The organism is Flavonifractor sp. An100, assembly GCF_002161175.1.
Lineage (GTDB): Bacteria > Bacillota > Clostridia > Oscillospirales > Oscillospiraceae > Lawsonibacter.
In genome coordinates, this window is the sequence record NZ_NFMA01000001.1 from 38865 (window position 1) to 53943 (window position 15079).

General features: G+C 58.0%; 13 protein-coding genes, 1 other RNA gene and 1 riboswitch. Of the genes, 8 read left to right on the forward strand and 6 right to left on the reverse strand.

Annotated elements, in window-relative coordinates; all coding sequences use genetic code 11:
- Positions 1–80 precede the first annotated feature (80 nt).
- Complete coding sequence (locus B5E43_RS00180) at positions 81–1439, reverse strand: GH25 family lysozyme (RefSeq protein ID WP_087392737.1); 1359 nt, start codon at positions 1437–1439, stop codon at positions 81–83.
- 166 nt (positions 1440–1605) lie between these two features.
- Here B5E43_RS00180 and B5E43_RS00185 point away from each other — a divergent pair, with 166 nt between their 5' ends.
- Positions 1606–2226 carry a DUF1643 domain-containing protein gene (locus B5E43_RS00185; protein WP_087392738.1) on the forward strand — a complete coding sequence of 207 codons (621 nt, stop codon included), beginning with the start codon at positions 1606–1608 and terminating at the stop codon, positions 2224–2226.
- Positions 2227–2266: 40 nt separating this feature from the next.
- Here B5E43_RS00185 and B5E43_RS00190 read toward each other — a convergent pair whose 3' ends face one another.
- The gene (locus B5E43_RS00190) at positions 2267–3382 is read right to left on the reverse strand and encodes a site-specific integrase (protein ID WP_087392739.1); all 1116 of its coding nucleotides are present in this window, start codon (positions 3380–3382) and stop codon (positions 2267–2269) included.
- Between the two features lie 205 nt (positions 3383–3587).
- Between B5E43_RS00190 and B5E43_RS00195 the strand changes: the two genes are divergently transcribed.
- Both B5E43_RS00195 and B5E43_RS00200 read left to right on the forward strand, forming a co-directional pair.
- Positions 3588–5171: an FAD-dependent protein gene (locus B5E43_RS00195; RefSeq protein WP_087392938.1), complete on the forward strand. Its 1584-nt coding sequence runs from the start codon at positions 3588–3590 to the stop codon at positions 5169–5171.
- A gap of 120 nt (positions 5172–5291) precedes the next feature.
- On the forward strand, positions 5292–6353 hold the full coding sequence (locus B5E43_RS00200) for a nitronate monooxygenase family protein (RefSeq protein ID WP_087392740.1): 1062 nt from the start codon (positions 5292–5294) through the stop codon (positions 6351–6353).
- Positions 6354–6397: 44 nt separating this feature from the next.
- Here the strand turns inward: B5E43_RS00200 and B5E43_RS00205 are convergent, their stop codons facing one another.
- Entirely contained in the window at positions 6398–7303 is a 906-nt protein-coding gene (locus tag B5E43_RS00205) for a hypothetical protein (protein ID WP_242964649.1), read from the reverse strand.
- A gap of 172 nt (positions 7304–7475) precedes the next feature.
- Between B5E43_RS00205 and B5E43_RS00210 the strand changes: the two genes are divergently transcribed.
- The 5 genes from B5E43_RS00210 to deoC all read left to right on the forward strand — a co-directional run bounded on the left by B5E43_RS00210 (position 7476) and on the right by deoC (position 12612).
- Positions 7476–8720, forward strand: a complete 1245-nt coding sequence (locus B5E43_RS00210; RefSeq protein ID WP_087392741.1) for an adenosylhomocysteinase — start codon at positions 7476–7478, stop codon at positions 8718–8720.
- Between the two features lie 5 nt (positions 8721–8725).
- Positions 8726–9229, forward strand: a complete 504-nt coding sequence (locus B5E43_RS00215; RefSeq protein WP_087392742.1) for a GreA/GreB family elongation factor — start codon at positions 8726–8728, stop codon at positions 9227–9229.
- A 199-nt stretch (positions 9230–9428) separates the two neighbouring features.
- Positions 9429–10337 carry a 3-hydroxyacyl-CoA dehydrogenase NAD-binding domain-containing protein gene (locus B5E43_RS00220; protein WP_162614132.1) on the forward strand — a complete coding sequence of 303 codons (909 nt, stop codon included), beginning with the start codon at positions 9429–9431 and terminating at the stop codon, positions 10335–10337.
- A gap of 100 nt (positions 10338–10437) precedes the next feature.
- Positions 10438–10539, forward strand: a riboswitch (SAM riboswitch).
- A gap of 76 nt (positions 10540–10615) precedes the next feature.
- Positions 10616–11806 carry a methionine adenosyltransferase gene (metK, locus tag B5E43_RS00225; protein ID WP_087392744.1) on the forward strand — a complete coding sequence of 397 codons (1191 nt, stop codon included), beginning with the start codon at positions 10616–10618 and terminating at the stop codon, positions 11804–11806.
- Positions 11807–11952: 146 nt separating this feature from the next.
- Entirely contained in the window at positions 11953–12612 is a 660-nt protein-coding gene (gene deoC, locus B5E43_RS00230) for a deoxyribose-phosphate aldolase (RefSeq protein WP_087392745.1), read from the forward strand.
- A 65-nt stretch (positions 12613–12677) separates the two neighbouring features.
- Here deoC and B5E43_RS00235 read toward each other — a convergent pair whose 3' ends face one another.
- The 3 genes from B5E43_RS00235 to B5E43_RS00245 all read right to left on the reverse strand — a co-directional run bounded on the left by B5E43_RS00235 (position 12678) and on the right by B5E43_RS00245 (position 15055).
- The gene (locus B5E43_RS00235) at positions 12678–14261 is read right to left on the reverse strand and encodes a peptidylprolyl isomerase (protein ID WP_158098918.1); all 1584 of its coding nucleotides are present in this window, start codon (positions 14259–14261) and stop codon (positions 12678–12680) included.
- Positions 14262–14523: 262 nt separating this feature from the next.
- Positions 14524–14722: non-coding RNA, 6S RNA (ssrS, locus tag B5E43_RS00240), on the reverse strand.
- A 21-nt stretch (positions 14723–14743) separates the two neighbouring features.
- Complete coding sequence (locus B5E43_RS00245; protein WP_087392747.1) at positions 14744–15055, reverse strand: DUF1292 domain-containing protein; 312 nt, start codon at positions 15053–15055, stop codon at positions 14744–14746.
- Positions 15056–15079 lie beyond the last annotated feature (24 nt).

The following is a 15079-nucleotide window of genomic DNA, read 5'->3' on the forward strand; positions in this document are numbered from 1 at the left end:
TCTCCATAGTAGTTCAGCTGCTTTTATTAAAGCATAAACCACGTCCGGGAACAAGGGGCAGAGAAAAAGTTCCTCTCCCATCAGGGACGAAAGGCGATGTTCATGTCCACCGGACCCTGGATTCCGTCCACCGTTCCAGAGTCGGTGTACTGCCAGATCTGAAAGTCATAGCGGAAATTGGGAGAAGAACCGTATTCCGCGATCCAGAAGGGGTATTGGGCCACATCCTCCAGATTGTAGTGGAGGTAGGCGATGTAGCGGTTGAAATAGATCATGGGCTGGTAGCCGGCCTGTTCTACCTCCTGGCAGAAGGCGTTGGCGGCTGCGGTGATGGTGTTGCTGTCTACGCCGTCGGTGCGGGCGGTGTCATAGTCAATGTTTTCCCAGTCAAAGACTACGGGGCCGTCAAAGGCGGAAAACTTCTCCAGCAGCTGCAACAGAAACTGGGCTTCCTCCCGGGCCTCCTGGACCGTGGTGGCCTGGGAGAAAAAGTATACGCCCACATCCAGTCCGGCGTCCATGGCCCCCTGGAGGTTACGGCGGAACTGGGTGTCTTCAAAGACTTTGCCGCTGCCATAGTAGCGGCCGGCGCCCCGGATCATGGCAAAATCAATGCCGTCAGCGGCCACCTTTTCCCAGTCAATCTCTCCCTGATGGTAGGATATGTCAATCCCCACTGTGGCTTGTGCGTCTCCGGTATATTCCATCCGCCCGTCCTTGAGCTGGAAAGCGCTGTTGTCATAGGAATTGGCCGGGACGTTGTCCAGAACCTGGAGGGTAAAGGAGTAGAAGGGAAAATACTCCTCCTCTTCCGAAGTCCGTCCAGCATACCGCTGAATCTGCCAAACAATGGTGCTCAGCTCTGCCCGTGTGATGGAATCCTCCGGGTGGAACAGGCGCTGCCCATCCACCAGATTGCCCACCAGAATACCCAGCCGGTTGAGGGCGGTCACCGAGCTGTCATCCACATCGGCAAAGGGAGTGGCGTCAGCAATGGGGACCACTCCCAGAGCCTTGGCGGCCAGATGGGCGATAAACAGCCGGGAGACAGGGCCGTTCAGATCAGCCGGCACCTCCTCCTGAGACAGCCAGCCCTTTTCCAGAGCATAGCGGACATAGCCAGCGGCGTAGTGCTCTCCGGGATTGGGAGAGATGGTACCGCTTCCAGCCGCCTTCAGGACCATAATCATGGAGTCGCCGGCCCGGGTGGTGTCGTTGGGACCGAAGCGGCCGTCATCGTAGCCGTGGACCACGTCCTGGGCATTCAGGGAAGCCACAAAGGAGTAGAACCAATCCTCCTCCGCCACGTCAGCAAAGGGGGAGGTCCAGCCCTCGGGGATGGAGGGCTGGCGGGCAGCCCATATGGGAGAAATGGATATGGCGCCAGCCAGCGTGAGGGGCAGGGCGCGGGATAAAAAATATTTCCAAGAGTGATACATGGGATAAAGCTCCTTTTTATGAGAATCGGCATCATTTTAGCATAAAAAATGGGGGATAAGCAATGAAAAAAGTTGGAAAAAGGAAGAGCGGGGTGAGAGAGGACGACTTGCGCCAGGGGGATGGGACTGGTATAGTGGGGGTAAGAAAAAGAGGAGGCGAATCCCCATGCATATTCCATCCTGTCGGACCAGCGAGCTGGAATTGGCCGATTTCCAGCGGGCCCTGGAGTGCTCCAGCTGTCCCAACGACGACTATGACGTGAAGAAGTGGCTCTATGTACCCAATTATTATTCGGAGTACCGGTACATTTTAGGGACTCGGGGGGATAGACCTCTGATTTGTGTGGGAATTAACCCTTCCACAGCGGCTCCCGATCACCTGGATAACACGTTGAAATCGGTGGAACGGGTGGCGCTTCATAACGGCTATGACAGCTTTTTGATGTTTAATGTCTATGCCCAGCGGGCCACCGACCCGGATGATATGGAGCCAGAATGCAACGACTATCTCCACAGCCAAAACATGAAGGCCTTTGCCTACGCCCTGTCTCTGGACAAGGGGGGGCAGCCCGCTGTGTGGGCGGCCTGGGGAACGATCATTGAAAAGCGGGACTATCTGCCCCAATGTGTTCGGGACATGATTGCCCTGGGCCGGGAATACGGAGCCTGCTGGTATTCCGCCGGAAAACGCTCCAAGAAGGGACACCCCCACCATCCGCTGTACCTGCGCAAGGACAGTGTGCTGGAGGAATTTGATGTGGAAGGATATTTGGATCATCTGGAATAAAGAAAAGAGCCCCAGATCAGTGAGATCCGGGGCCCTTTTGTTATTTTAGAGCGTCAGAGACCCGCATGAGAGTCTCCTCATGGGTGCGGTCAATGAGATGGGTGTAGATCCGCCCGGTGGTGGCCGGGGTGGAATGGCCCAGGGCCTTTCCAATGTCAAAGAGGGAGGCCCCCTGGAAGGAGGCGATGGTGGCAAAGGAGTGGCGCAGGCCATGGAGGGTCACCCGGGGGAGCTGATTATTTCGGACAAACCGGGTAAAGGCCAGGGAGAGGGCGTTGGGGGAGTAGGGAAGCCCTTTGTGATCCAACACCACGTGTCCGGAAGGGGAGGGGACCTCCCGCTGCTGCCGGTCCAGTTCGGCGGAGAGGAGCGTGAAGACCTCCTCGGGCAGATATAGGGTGCGGACCGAGGAGCGGTTTTTGGTTTCCTTTTGAATAATGGTGGCGCCAAAGGCGGTGCGGGCCTGGCGGATGTAGAGCACCCGGCGGGGGAAGTTGACGTTTTCCCATTTCAGACCGCAGATCTCTTCCCGCCGCAGTCCCAAGCTGCCCGCCAGCTTCACCGGCAGCTCCAGCGGAAGGCCTTCCAGCAGATGGTACAGGCGTTTGAGCTCCTCGGGGTTGTAGAAGTCAGCCTCGTAGAGCTTGGAACGAGGGGGCTCCACCCGGTCCATAGGGGAAACGAGGAGCATCTCCTGGCGCACAGCTGAGCGCAGAGAGGAGGAGAGCAGGTCGTGATGCCGCCGGAGGGTATTGGAGGACAGGCCCGCATCCCGCTGAACCTGGGAATAGTATTGCTGAATGTCCCGGGGCGAGAGTTTGAGAAGAGGGGTGCGGCCCAAGGCAGGGGAGAGGTGGTTGTCAATGATCTTTTGGTAGGCATATACGGTGGTCTCCGCCCGATTGGGTCGGACGATGGTGTCCATCCAGTATTCCAGCCAATCATCTAAGGTGAGCTGATGGTGGGGGGATTGCCGCTCCTGTTCCCGGTGAGCCAGGAACTCCCGCAGCCCGTTTCGGGCGGCGGTGAGGGTGGGAAAGGTGCGGTACTGCTTGATCCGTTTCCCTGAATCGTCTCGACCCAAATCCATGCTGACATAATACAGCTGCCGGACATCGTCAAAGGCGATGTTTCTCTCTACCGTTTTTCGTGCCATGCTAGTTCCTCCTTTTTATTTCCTGCGGAAAAGGAGGAGATGGTGCTCCACCTTTTTTCCCGCATAAAAAGAGGATAAAGGTCGAAAAAGTAAAAATACAGACTAAGATTTGGCTTAAATGGAATAATATAGAAGAAAAGTGTAAGAAAAAGGAAGGACTTTTCCTTTTCATACAGATGTGATAGACTGTACCATGGTGATGAAAATGATCCGAGTAGCAAATCTGAATCTGCCCATCGGCGGCGGAATGGAAGAATTAAAGAAGCGGGCCGCTCAGGCCCTGGGCGTGAGACCGGGCCAGCTGGATACCATGGAAATTGTCCGCCAGTCCATTGATGCCCGGGGACGGAGCGGCGTGCATTATGTATATACGGTGGATGTATCCCTGCCGGAGGAACGGACAGTGGTGGGCCGAGCTCCGGGACGAAACGTCACGCTGGTGGAGCGAACCGAATACCGCTTTCCAAAGGTGAAACGCCGCTCTGCCCTGCCTCCTGTGGTGGTGGGGATGGGACCGGCTGGTCTGTTTGCCGCTTTGTTTTTGGCCCGAAATGGGCTGGCACCCATTGTGCTGGAACGGGGGCAGGATGTGGACACCCGGACAGCGGATGTGGAACGGTTTTGGAAGAGTGGAGTTTTAAATGAAACCTCCAACGTGCAGTTTGGGGAGGGTGGGGCCGGAACCTTTTCAGACGGCAAGCTGACCACCGGTACCCATGACGGGCGGATCGGGGCAGTTATGGAGACTTTGGTGGAAGCCGGAGCGCCGGCCGACGTGAAGTATTCCCACAAGCCCCACGTGGGGACTGACGTGCTGCGCCAGGTGGTCAAGACCATTCGCCAGGAACTGATTGGCCTGGGAAGCGAGGTCCGTTTTGGCCACCAGATGGTGGGTCTGGAGCGGGACGGAGATCACATATCCGCTGTGGAAGTGGAGGGGCCGGAGGGGAGATACCGCCTGCCCTGTGACGCCCTGGTGCTGGCCCCCGGCCACTCTGCCCGGGACACCTTTGAGCTGCTGCTGGAAGCTGGGGTGCCTATGGAGCGGAAGAGCTTTGCCATCGGAGTGCGGATTGAGCAGAGTCAGCGGGCGATCAGCAAACAGCAGTACGGCCCGGTGTTTGAACAGCTGCCCCCCTCCGATTATAAGCTGGCCTGCCATCTGCCCAATGGCCGCTCCGCGTTTACCTTTTGTGTGTGTCCGGGCGGGCAGGTGGTGGCTGCAGCCTCGGAGCAGGGCGGAGTGGTCACCAACGGCATGAGCCTGCGCGCCCGGGACGGGGCGAATATCAACGGCGGACTGCTGGTGGGCGTGGGGCCGGAGGACTTTCCAGAGGGGGACGTGTTAGCTGGAGTCCGGTTTCAGCGCCGGTGGGAACAGGCGGCCTTCCAACTGGGGGGAGGGGACTTTCGGGCTCCCGCCCAGCGCGTGGAGGATTTTTTGGCCGGATGCCCCTCCCAGGGGGCGGGAGAGATTCAGCCCACCTACCGCCCGGGGGTGACCTGGACTGCCTTGGACTCCTGCCTGCCGGGCGAGGTGATTGGCACGCTGCGGCAGGCCATTCCTCTTATGGATCGAAAGCTGAGGGGGTTCGGCCACCCCGACGCAGTGCTCACCGGAGTGGAAACCCGGTCCTCGTCTCCGGTGCGGATTGTCCGGGACGAGAGCTTCCAGTCCCCATTGCGGGGGCTGTACCCCTGCGGAGAGGGGGCTGGCTATGCCGGAGGAATTGTCAGCGCGGCGGTAGACGGCATCCGTGTAGCTGAGGCCGTGGCCCTGGCGGAATAAAAAAGAAGCCCTGGAGGATTCTTCCAGGGCTTTTCATTGACAAAAATATATTTTGTGATATGATGAAGTCCAATGATTTAGATGACATCATAGGATGCTTTGCATCAGGAGGGTGGAACAATGATCCAAATTGGAGCAAAAAAGCTGTCACTCCCGGTGATACAAGGAGGAATGGGAGTGGGGGTTTCCCTGAGCGGATTAGCGGGAGCGGTGGCAGCCTGCGGCGGTATGGGATGCATCAGTGCGGCCCATCCGGGCTATCGGGAGGCGGATTTTCGTCAGGACCCCAAGGGGGCCAATCTCCGGGCTCTGAAAGAGGAAATTGGCCGGGCAAAGGAACTCTCCCGGGGATTAGGTATGGTGGCGGTCAACCTGATGGTGGCCATGCGTCAGTATGCGGAGCTGGCACGGGCGGCAGTGGAAGCCGGGGCCGATGCCATTATCTCCGGGGCGGGACTGCCCCTGGAATTGCCCTCGTTCACAAAGGGATCAAAGACGGCCATTGCCCCCATTGTTTCCAGCGGCCGGGCAGCAAAGCTCATTCTAAAGACCTGGGATAAGCGCTACCAGACAACGGCGGACTTTGTAGTGATCGAAGGCTGCGGAGCGGGAGGCCATCTGGGCTTTAAAGAGGAGGAGCTGCAGGCGGGAAGCGCCCAACCCCTGGAAGAAATTCTGCCCCAGGTGCTGGAGGAACTGGCCCCCTATGAGGAGAAATACGGGAGAAAAATCCCGGTGTTTGTGGCCGGAGGAGGGCTGACGGGGAAGGACATGGTGCGTTTCCGGTCTATGGGCGCCTCGGGGGTACAGATTGCCACCCGCCTGATCGCTACCCATGAGTGCGACGCGTCCCAGGGATTCAAGGATGTTATTCTCAAGGCTAGAAGTGAGGATGTCCATATCATTCACAGCCCGGTGGGGATGCCCGGCCGGGCGGTGGCCTCGCCGCTGATCCAGCGGGTGGAGGCAGGGGAGCGGATTGCACCGGAGTGGTGTGCGGGCTGTATCAAAACCTGTGATCCCTCCACCACCCGGTACTGCATTACCAACGCCTTGATCCAAGGGGTCAAGGGGGATTGGGAGAACGGCCTGTTTTTCTGCGGCTCCGGGGTGGACCGGGTGACGGAGATGACCACGGTGGCCCAGGCGCTGGAAGAATTTTGTGTCCCTGTTGAGGAATAAAAAGGACCCGGGAGGACGGTGCTGTCCTCCCGGGTCTCTTTGGTTTATTGCACGTGGGTGTGGTTGTTGATGTGGTTCATGCAGTAGCAGTAGTAGCCGTTGCATTTAGAGCAGTAGCGGAACTCCATATTTGGGTCGTCGGCGTCGGTGATGCCGCACACGGCGCATTTGTGGAGGTAGCCCTTGCGCTGCTGGACCTCCTTTTGTGCCTTTTTAAAGTTGATGGTTTGCCGGTCCATGCGGTGGGCCACCCGGCTCTGGCCCCGGTGAAGCATACCGGCCAGATCGCCCCAGAAGAAAATCAGGTAGTTGAGGATGGCGATGATGGGCAGCAGCGCGCCCCGCCAGTCGCCCGCTGAAATCGAGTAGCTGATGTCAAAGGCAAACAGGGCCGCGTCCAGCCAGGCCAGCCACTTTACCTTCAAAGGGATGATGCCCCAGAAGAGGACCTGCATGTCGGGATAAAGGGTGGCAAAGGAGAAGAACATGGACATGTTCACATAATACATGTTGGTGGTCTCAAAATAGATGCCCCCCAGCATGTTGGAGGTAATGGGGAGCATGGCGTAGGTGATGGCTCCCACGATTAGATTGAGAATAACGCCCAAACCATAAAAGACGGTAAAACGGGTGGTGCCCCACTGCCGTTCCAATGCGGTGCCGATCCAGTAATAGAAAAACGTAGTCAGGGCAAAGAAAAGAGTTTGGGTAAAGACATTGGTGCCACCCGTGGCCACAGGGGTAAAAATAAAGGTGATCAGCCGCCATACTTGGCCCTTGAGGATGAGCTCCGGGTAGAAGCTGGTGAGCCAGGTGAAGCCGCCCATGGTGACCATGTCGCCTACAAAGACGATCACATTGCCCAGGGCGATGTATTTCATGAGGTTGGGTATCCCTAGTTTAGGGTGGCGGTAACAAAAGCGGTCCAGCCAACGGGTGATGGCCTTCATGGACAGCCCTCCTTATGATGGTAATATCTTGACGTAAAATTCATTGTACCCGGTTTTGGGCAAAAAGTCCATGACAAAACTGTAAACATTTCAGACGGGACTTTTTTCGGGGGAAGGGCTGTGGTACAATAGGGGCTAAAGCAAACAGGAAGAAAAAAGGAGCCGATCAAGTATGAGTATCGTCAAGGATATGTCGCTGGCCCCCTCGGGCCTGCAAAAAATTCAGTGGGTGCGGGACTTTATGCCCGCTCTGTCCGGGATCGAGGAGCGGTTTCGGCGGGAGAAGCCCTTTTCGGGGCTGACCATTGCGGTGTCCGTGCACCTGGAGGCCAAGACAGCCAATTTGGGTCTGGTGCTTCGGGAGGGAGGGGCGGACGTCCACCTCACTGGCTGTAACCCCCTGTCCACCCAGGATGATGTGGCGGCGGCCATGGCCCAGCTGGGCGTGGACACCTACGGGATCCATGGGGTGGATATGCAGGGGTATGAGGACCTGCTGGTGGAGACCCTGAAGTGTAAGCCCCACCTGATCGTAGATGACGGAGGAGATCTGATCTCTCTGTTGGGCGGACGGTGCGTCCAATATGGGGAGCGCCTGATGGGTGGCTGTGAGGAAACTACCACCGGGATCCACCGCCTGCGGGCCCGGGAGCGGGCGAGGATTTTGCCCTGTCCCATGATGGCGGTGAACGACGCCAAGGCCAAGCATTATTACGACAATAAATACGGCACCGGCCAGTCCTCCTGGGATGCCATCATGCATACCACCAATCTGATGGTGGCGGGCAAAACCGTGGTGGTGGCCGGCTACGGCTGGTGCGGCAAGGGAATTGCCATGCGGGCCAAGGGAATGGGCGCCGATGTGATCGTCACCGAGGTGGACCCCTTCAAGGCTCTGGAGGCCACCATGGAGAACTTCCGGGTCATGCCCATGGATGAGGCGGCTAAGGTGGGCGATATCTTTGTCACCGCCACCGGCTGCAAGAACGTGATCGTGGAGCGGCACTTCCAGGTGATGAAGGACAACGCCATCCTGTGTAATTCCGGCCACTTTGACTGCGAGGTGGATGTGGCCGCGTTGGCTGCCATGTCGGAGGAGCGGTTCTCCCGCCGGGCGAATATCGAGGGCTTCCGTCTGAAGGACGGCCGGGTGCTCAATGTGCTGGCGGAGGGCCGGCTGGTGAATTTGGCGGCGGGCAACGGCCACCCGGCGGAGATCATGGACATGTCCTTTGCAGTTCAGGCTCTGTCCCTGGAGTGGATGGCCCAGCACTGGGATAGCCTGGAAAAGCGGGTATATGAGGTGCCTGAGGAGATTGACGACCAGATTGGCCGGGTGAAGCTGGCCGCCATGGGACTGTCCATTGATGAGCTGACCCCTGAGCAGAAGGCCTATCTGGCCGGCTGGGAGGCGTAAGGAGTATGCACAACGAACTGACCCAGATGGATCTGGAAAAAATGCGCCAGGAGCTGGATTACCGGAGAATCACCCTGCGCCCGCAGCTGCTGGAGGAGGTCAAGGTGGCCCGTTCCTTCGGCGATCTGAGCGAAAACTTTGAGTACAAAGCGGCTAAGCAGGAGAAAAACCGAAATGAGAGCCGGATCCGTTTTCTGGAAAACATGATTAAAACCGCCGTGGTGATTGAAGATCACTCCGGGGCGGATGCGGTGGGCCTGTATGACAAGGTGACCGTCTACCTGGAGGAGGACGAGGAGGAGGAGACCTGGCAGGTGGTGACCACCGTGCGTCAGGACGTCCTCCACGGTCTGATCAGTAAGGAATCCCCCATGGGCAGCGCCCTGCTGGGCAAGCGGGTAGGGGACCGGTTTTGGGTGCAGGTCAATAAAGAATACGGATATTATGCCCAGGTTCGAGCTATTGAAAAGGGACAGGATGACGGTTCTGTGGCCTTGAATCGCTATTGACGGGGTGAAAAACCGGAGAAAAAGCCGGAATGTCAAGATATGACAATTTTAAGCAAATTTATGCTGAGACATGCGGAGGTTGCTGTGCTAAGATAGGCGGCGCGTAGGGGAGGACGGCCGCCGCAGCTGGAAGGGCGGAGGCCGGAGCGGACCTTCCCACGTGAATTTTTGGATGAGAAAAGAGGATACTACAGTGGAGATCCAGAACATTTTCGTGGTAGGCGCCGGTTTGATGGGCAGCGGCATTGCCCAGACCGCTCTGCAAAGCGGGTATACAGTTACCCTGAACGACCAGCGGGAAGAGGCCCTGGACCGGGCGAAGGCCGGCATTAACAACCGGCTGGAGCGGTTGGTGGAGAAGGGAAAGATGACCGAGGAGGAGAAGGCGGACTGCATGTCCCGTCTGACCACGGATACCCGGCTGAACGCGGCGGCCAAGGCCGATCTGGTCATCGAGGCTATTTTTGAGGAGCTGAGCGCTAAGCGGGAGATTTTCCAGAGCCTGGACGCCATCTGCCCGGCCAGCACCATCTTTGCCTCCAATACATCCTCCATTTCCTTGACTGCCCTTGGAGCGGCCACCAACCGTCCGGAGAAGGTGGTGGGTATGCACTTCTTCTCCCCGGTGCCGGTGATGCGCCTTTTGGAGATCGTCTTCGGCCTTCGTACCTCTCAGGAGGTGCTGGACGCGGTGAAGGAAGTGGGCAAGAAGATGGGCAAGTGGCTCATCCTGGCCAAGGATAAGCCCGGCTTCATTGTCAACCGTGCCCTGCTGCCCATGCTGAATGAGGCGGTTCAGATCCTGGATGAGGGCGTAGGCACCGTGGAGGACGTGGATAACGGCATGAAGCTGGGCTGCAACCACCCCATGGGCCCCCTGGAATTGGCGGATATGATTGGCCTGGACATTCTGCTGGAGGTGATGCAGGTGTTCTACGAGGATCTGGGCGACACCAAGTACCGCCCTGCCCACCTGCTGCGCAAGATGGTCACCGCCCACTATCTGGGCCGGAAGACAGGCAGCGGCTTCTACCTGTATGAAAACGGGAAAAAGCTGGCGGTGAACCCCGTTCTGACCCGGGAACACAGCCTGTTTGACCAGCAGTGATGGTGCGTGCGTCAAAAGTCTTTTTGCCAGAGAAAAAACAAGAATAAACGGGTTGACAAACGAAAAAAAACTGCTATAATCGTGCAAGTACAATTGAATAACCTTATCAAGAGTGACTGAGGGACCGGCCCTATGAAGTCACGGCAACCTGCCCAGGCGGGCAAGGTGCCAAATCCGGCGGTAGTGTATCGCAAGATGAGGATGGTTCCGCACACAACGCTCCGCCGCGAAGGCGGGGCGTTTTTTTCATCCTCCCCAGAAAAGAAAGGAATTTTAACATGGCAAAACGACTGTTTACTTCTGAATCGGTAACGGAAGGGCATCCGGACAAGATCTGCGACCAGATCTCTGACGCGGTTCTGGATGCCATCCTGGCCAAGGACCCCACGGCGCGGGTGGCCTGTGAGACCACGGTGACCACCGGTCTGGTCCACGTAATGGGAGAAATCACCACCTCCTGCTATGTGGACATCCCCAAAATCGCCCGGGACGTGGTGCGGGAGATCGGCTATGACCGGGCCAAGTTCGGCTTCGACTGCGACACCTGCGCAGTGCTCACCTCCATTGACGAGCAGTCTCCGGACATCGCTCTGGGCGTGGACAAGTGCCTGGAGGCTAAGGAAGGGGAGCAGGACGACGGGCTGGACAACGGCGCTGGCGACCAGGGCATGATGTTCGGCTACGCCTGCGATGAGACTCCGGAGAAAATGCCTCTGCCCATCTCCCTGGCCCATAAGCTGGCCAAGCGGCTGACTCAGGTGCGCAAGGAGGGGCTGGTGAATTACCTCCGCCCCGACGGCAAGACCCAGGTCACTATCGAGTACAACGAGGACAACACCCCCAAGCGGGTGGATGCAGTGGTGGTTTCCACCCAGCACAGCCCCGACGTGGAGCTGGAGCAAATTCGTAAGGATATGATTCAGCTGGTCATTACCCCGGTGATTCCGGCCCAGCTGCTGGACGAGGAGACCAAGATTTACGTCAACCCCACCGGACGTTTTGTGGTGGGCGGTCCCCAGGGGGATTCCGGGCTGACGGGCCGGAAGATCATTGTGGACACCTACGGCGGCAGCGCGCCCCACGGCGGCGGTGCCTTCTCCGGAAAGGACCCCACCAAGGTGGACCGCTCCGCGGCCTACGCGGCCCGCTGGGTGTCCAAGAACGTGGTGGCCGCTGGCCTGGCCAAGCGGTGCCAAGTGCAGCTGGCCTACGCCATTGGAGTGGCTAAGCCCGTTTCTGTGCGGGTGGACACCTTCGGTACCGGTACTGTATCCGATGACCGCCTGGAAGAGGCCGTGGAAAAGACCTTTGATCTGCGTCCGGCCGCCATTATCCGGGATCTGGACCTGCGTCGGCCCATCTACCGCCAGCTGGCGGCCTACGGCCATTTCGGCCGGGATGACCTGGACCTGAGCTGGGAGCGCACCGATAAGGTGGAGGCGCTGAAGGCCAATCTGGGACAGAATTGAGAATCGAGCTGGAAAAAGACAGGCGGGAACACCGCCTGTCTTTTTTCGTGCCGGGGGTGGACAAAGGACAGGAATATGGGGTAGAATAAATTATCCTAGATCAGAGTGCTGGGATGAAACCGGCGTGATGAAGGAGCGTGGAAACAATGAACAAGCAGGAGATTTTAAGCCGAGTGGACCATACCTTGCTGACGACCACCGCCACTTGGGAGCAGGTGAAGGCCATCTGTGACGAGGGCATGGAATTTGGGACCGCATCGGTGTGTATCCCGCCCCGCTATGTGAAGCGGGCGGCGGAATATGTGGGCAACCGGCTGAAAGTTTGTACCGTAATTGGCTTTCCCAATGGATACAATACCCCCGAGGTAAAGGTATTTGAGACTGAAGATGCCATCCGGAACGGCGCCGATGAGATCGACATGGTCATCAACCTGGGCCTGGCCAAGGCTGGGGACTGGGAAGGCGTGCTGGAGGAGATCAAGGCGGTGAAGGCCTCCTGCAAGGGCCGGATTCTGAAGGTCATTGTGGAGGCATGCCAGCTCACCCAGGAGGAAAAGGTGGCTGTGTGCCGGGTGGTGTCCATGTCGGGGGCTGACTATATTAAAACCTCCACGGGCTTCTCCACGGGGGGAGCCACGGTGGAAGATGTGGCCCTTTTCCGGGCCAACATCGGCCCTGACGTGCGCATCAAGGCGGCAGGTGGGATTCGTACCTTCCAGCAGGCGCAGGCCATGCTGGAGGCGGGCGCGGATCGGATTGGAGCCAGCGCCCTGGTGGCTCTGGCCCGGCAGGATAAGGGACAGTAATCTCAAAGAGAAACGAAAAAAGCTCCCCACTCCATTTGGAGTGGGGAGCTTTTGGTTGGTTACACTCAGACCTGCAGGAAGGCCAGGCCGAAGCCGGTGGAGGGGGTGTAGTCCTCCGTTGCGGCGGTCTTCCAGTCGCTGTAATCCTGAGAGAGCAAAGCGGACTGGGCAGTGGACTGCCACACAGGCAGACCCTGGCCCACATAATACATGATGTGGTAGCCGTAATCGCTCTCTACGATGCCGGTATCTCCAGCTGTCCGGGCGGGATCCACAGCCCAATCCCGGAAGGATTCCACGTAGCTGGAAGTGGGGGTGATGCCGGAGATCAGACCGCCATTTACAGCGGAGGAGGTGTCGGCGCTTTCGGTCTCAGCCAGGGCGGCAAAGGAGTCCTCGGTGGCCTCACCGGACTTCCACTGCTCCAGCAGCTCTTCCGCTTTGGCCTTGGCGGCAGCCTTCTGCTCCTCGGTGGCCTCGGTGGAGCCCTCGTCAGTTTCCGGGGCGATGAGGATGTGGCGGACATCGTTTGTGGGAGTGTCGTCCCGCTCCCGGCCCTCAAAGCGGAGCACGTAATAGTAGTAGGAGTCGGAGCCCGCGTCATACTCCTGGATAGTCAGATCGCCGCTCTGACGGGCGGAGTCATAGACCCATTCGGAGTAGGAGCTGTTCACAGAGCTGCCGGTCTGGGACTGGGAAACGGAGGAGCTGTAGAGCTGCTCGTCGTAGGTGTCCGCCAGAGTCTGGGCGTCCTCTCCGGCCTGCAGCTTGCCCTGAATCTCTTCCGCCAGAGCCTTTGCGGAGGTCTTGGCCTCCTCCAGAGCGGCGGCCTTTTCCTCATCCGTCATCTCAATGGTGTTGCCCTCCTCATCGGTGGTATTCACCTTGGCCTGGAGGGTAAACTGGGTGATGGTAAAGGTGTCCAGAGCGTCAGCATTCTCCTGGTAGTAGGCCTCGTAATCCTCGTCGGTGTAAGTGAAGCTGTCCTGGACATGATTCAGGTAATCCTGAGCCAGATAAGCGTCACTATACAGATCAACCAGACGGTCATAGGTCATATAGGGGCCATAATTGGCGCGGATATAGGCGTCCCGGCTGGTGTAAGTGGTGCTCTCCCAGGCAGTATCCAGAGAGGCCAGGGCGGCGTCCAACTCCTCCTGGGAGCTCTCGGATATGGTGTAGCCCTCCTCCTGAACCTTGTCCAGGGCGGAGGCATAGAGGGACATGGTGTTCAAGGTCTGCTCCATCAGGTAGTCGTACCAGGTCTGACCGCTGGAAGAGTCGTAGACTTGGTCCTTGGTGGAGGTGGAGGTATCAAAGGGAAGCATACCCAGGTTGGAGTAATAGAAATTTAAAATGCCCAACCGGGTGGTGTTGAAGTAATACTGGGTGTCAGCGGCCGTATACTTAACGCCGTGGATGGTCACAGCGGTGGCGTTGCGCTGAATCAGGCCGGTGTTCCAGATTACCAGGAAGGCGGCAACCAGTACGCAGATGGCACCTATCGTGCCGTACAGGATGCTGCTGCGGCGGGCCTCTTTTGCCTCCTGCTGCCGCTTCCGCTCACGTTCCGACAGGCCCTGGGAGTCGGAAGTCTGGCGGGTCTTCTTTTCATTGGATGCACTCACGGTTCGTTTCAGTCCTCTCATCATGATCCACGCAGGGCACGTCCAGGCAGGACGGCTCGCGCTGGGGGCGCCGGGCGTGGAGTGAACGCCCCTCCATTGGCAGTCTTGCAAGGAAAAACGCAAGAATGCCGTACCGTAGTATTATACTCAAAACCCACTCCACTTGCAAGGGGCGGCGGGGGAGAAAAGAGATGGTTTTACAGTTTATTCACGAACTGGAGGGGGAAAAAGAGCATAAAAAAGCCGCAGTGCATAGCACTGCGGCCCAGTTCCGGTGTCTTATTTCTCCCCCGCTCTGGCCGTGTGGGCCCGTTTAAAACCTGCACGTGATGGCAGGTGGGTCGCCTCCACGACGTTTATCTGCTTCCAACTTCCAGCTGACCTCAAAGGGGGCCGGGAGGCCTGCAAGCCGCGCCGTGAGGGGGCGTCCCGTTTAAGAGATGTGGGTTTAAAAGAACCCATCACGCACCGAGCAGGAAAATAAAACACAAGATGGCAACGGTTTATTCTTCTTCCTCCTGGAAGAAGCGCTCCATAAAGAGATTGTAAATGGTGTCCAGTTCCTCATCGGAATCAAGGGTGGAGAGAATTTCCTCCCCATTTTCTTCGATGACCTTCATAATGACCAGGCCGTATTCCTCGTCATCGGCGTCCACGTCCACCGGTTCACCGGTCTCCTCGTTCTCTTCCACCGCGGGGAACATGGCGTAGTAGGTGACACCCTTATGTTCCAGGGAATCTACCAGCTCCAGTTCAAATTCGTTTCCGTCCTCATCGGTGACGGAAATAAAATCGGGGCCGAACTCTTCACTCATTGGGTGTACCTCCAGGTCCTTTGT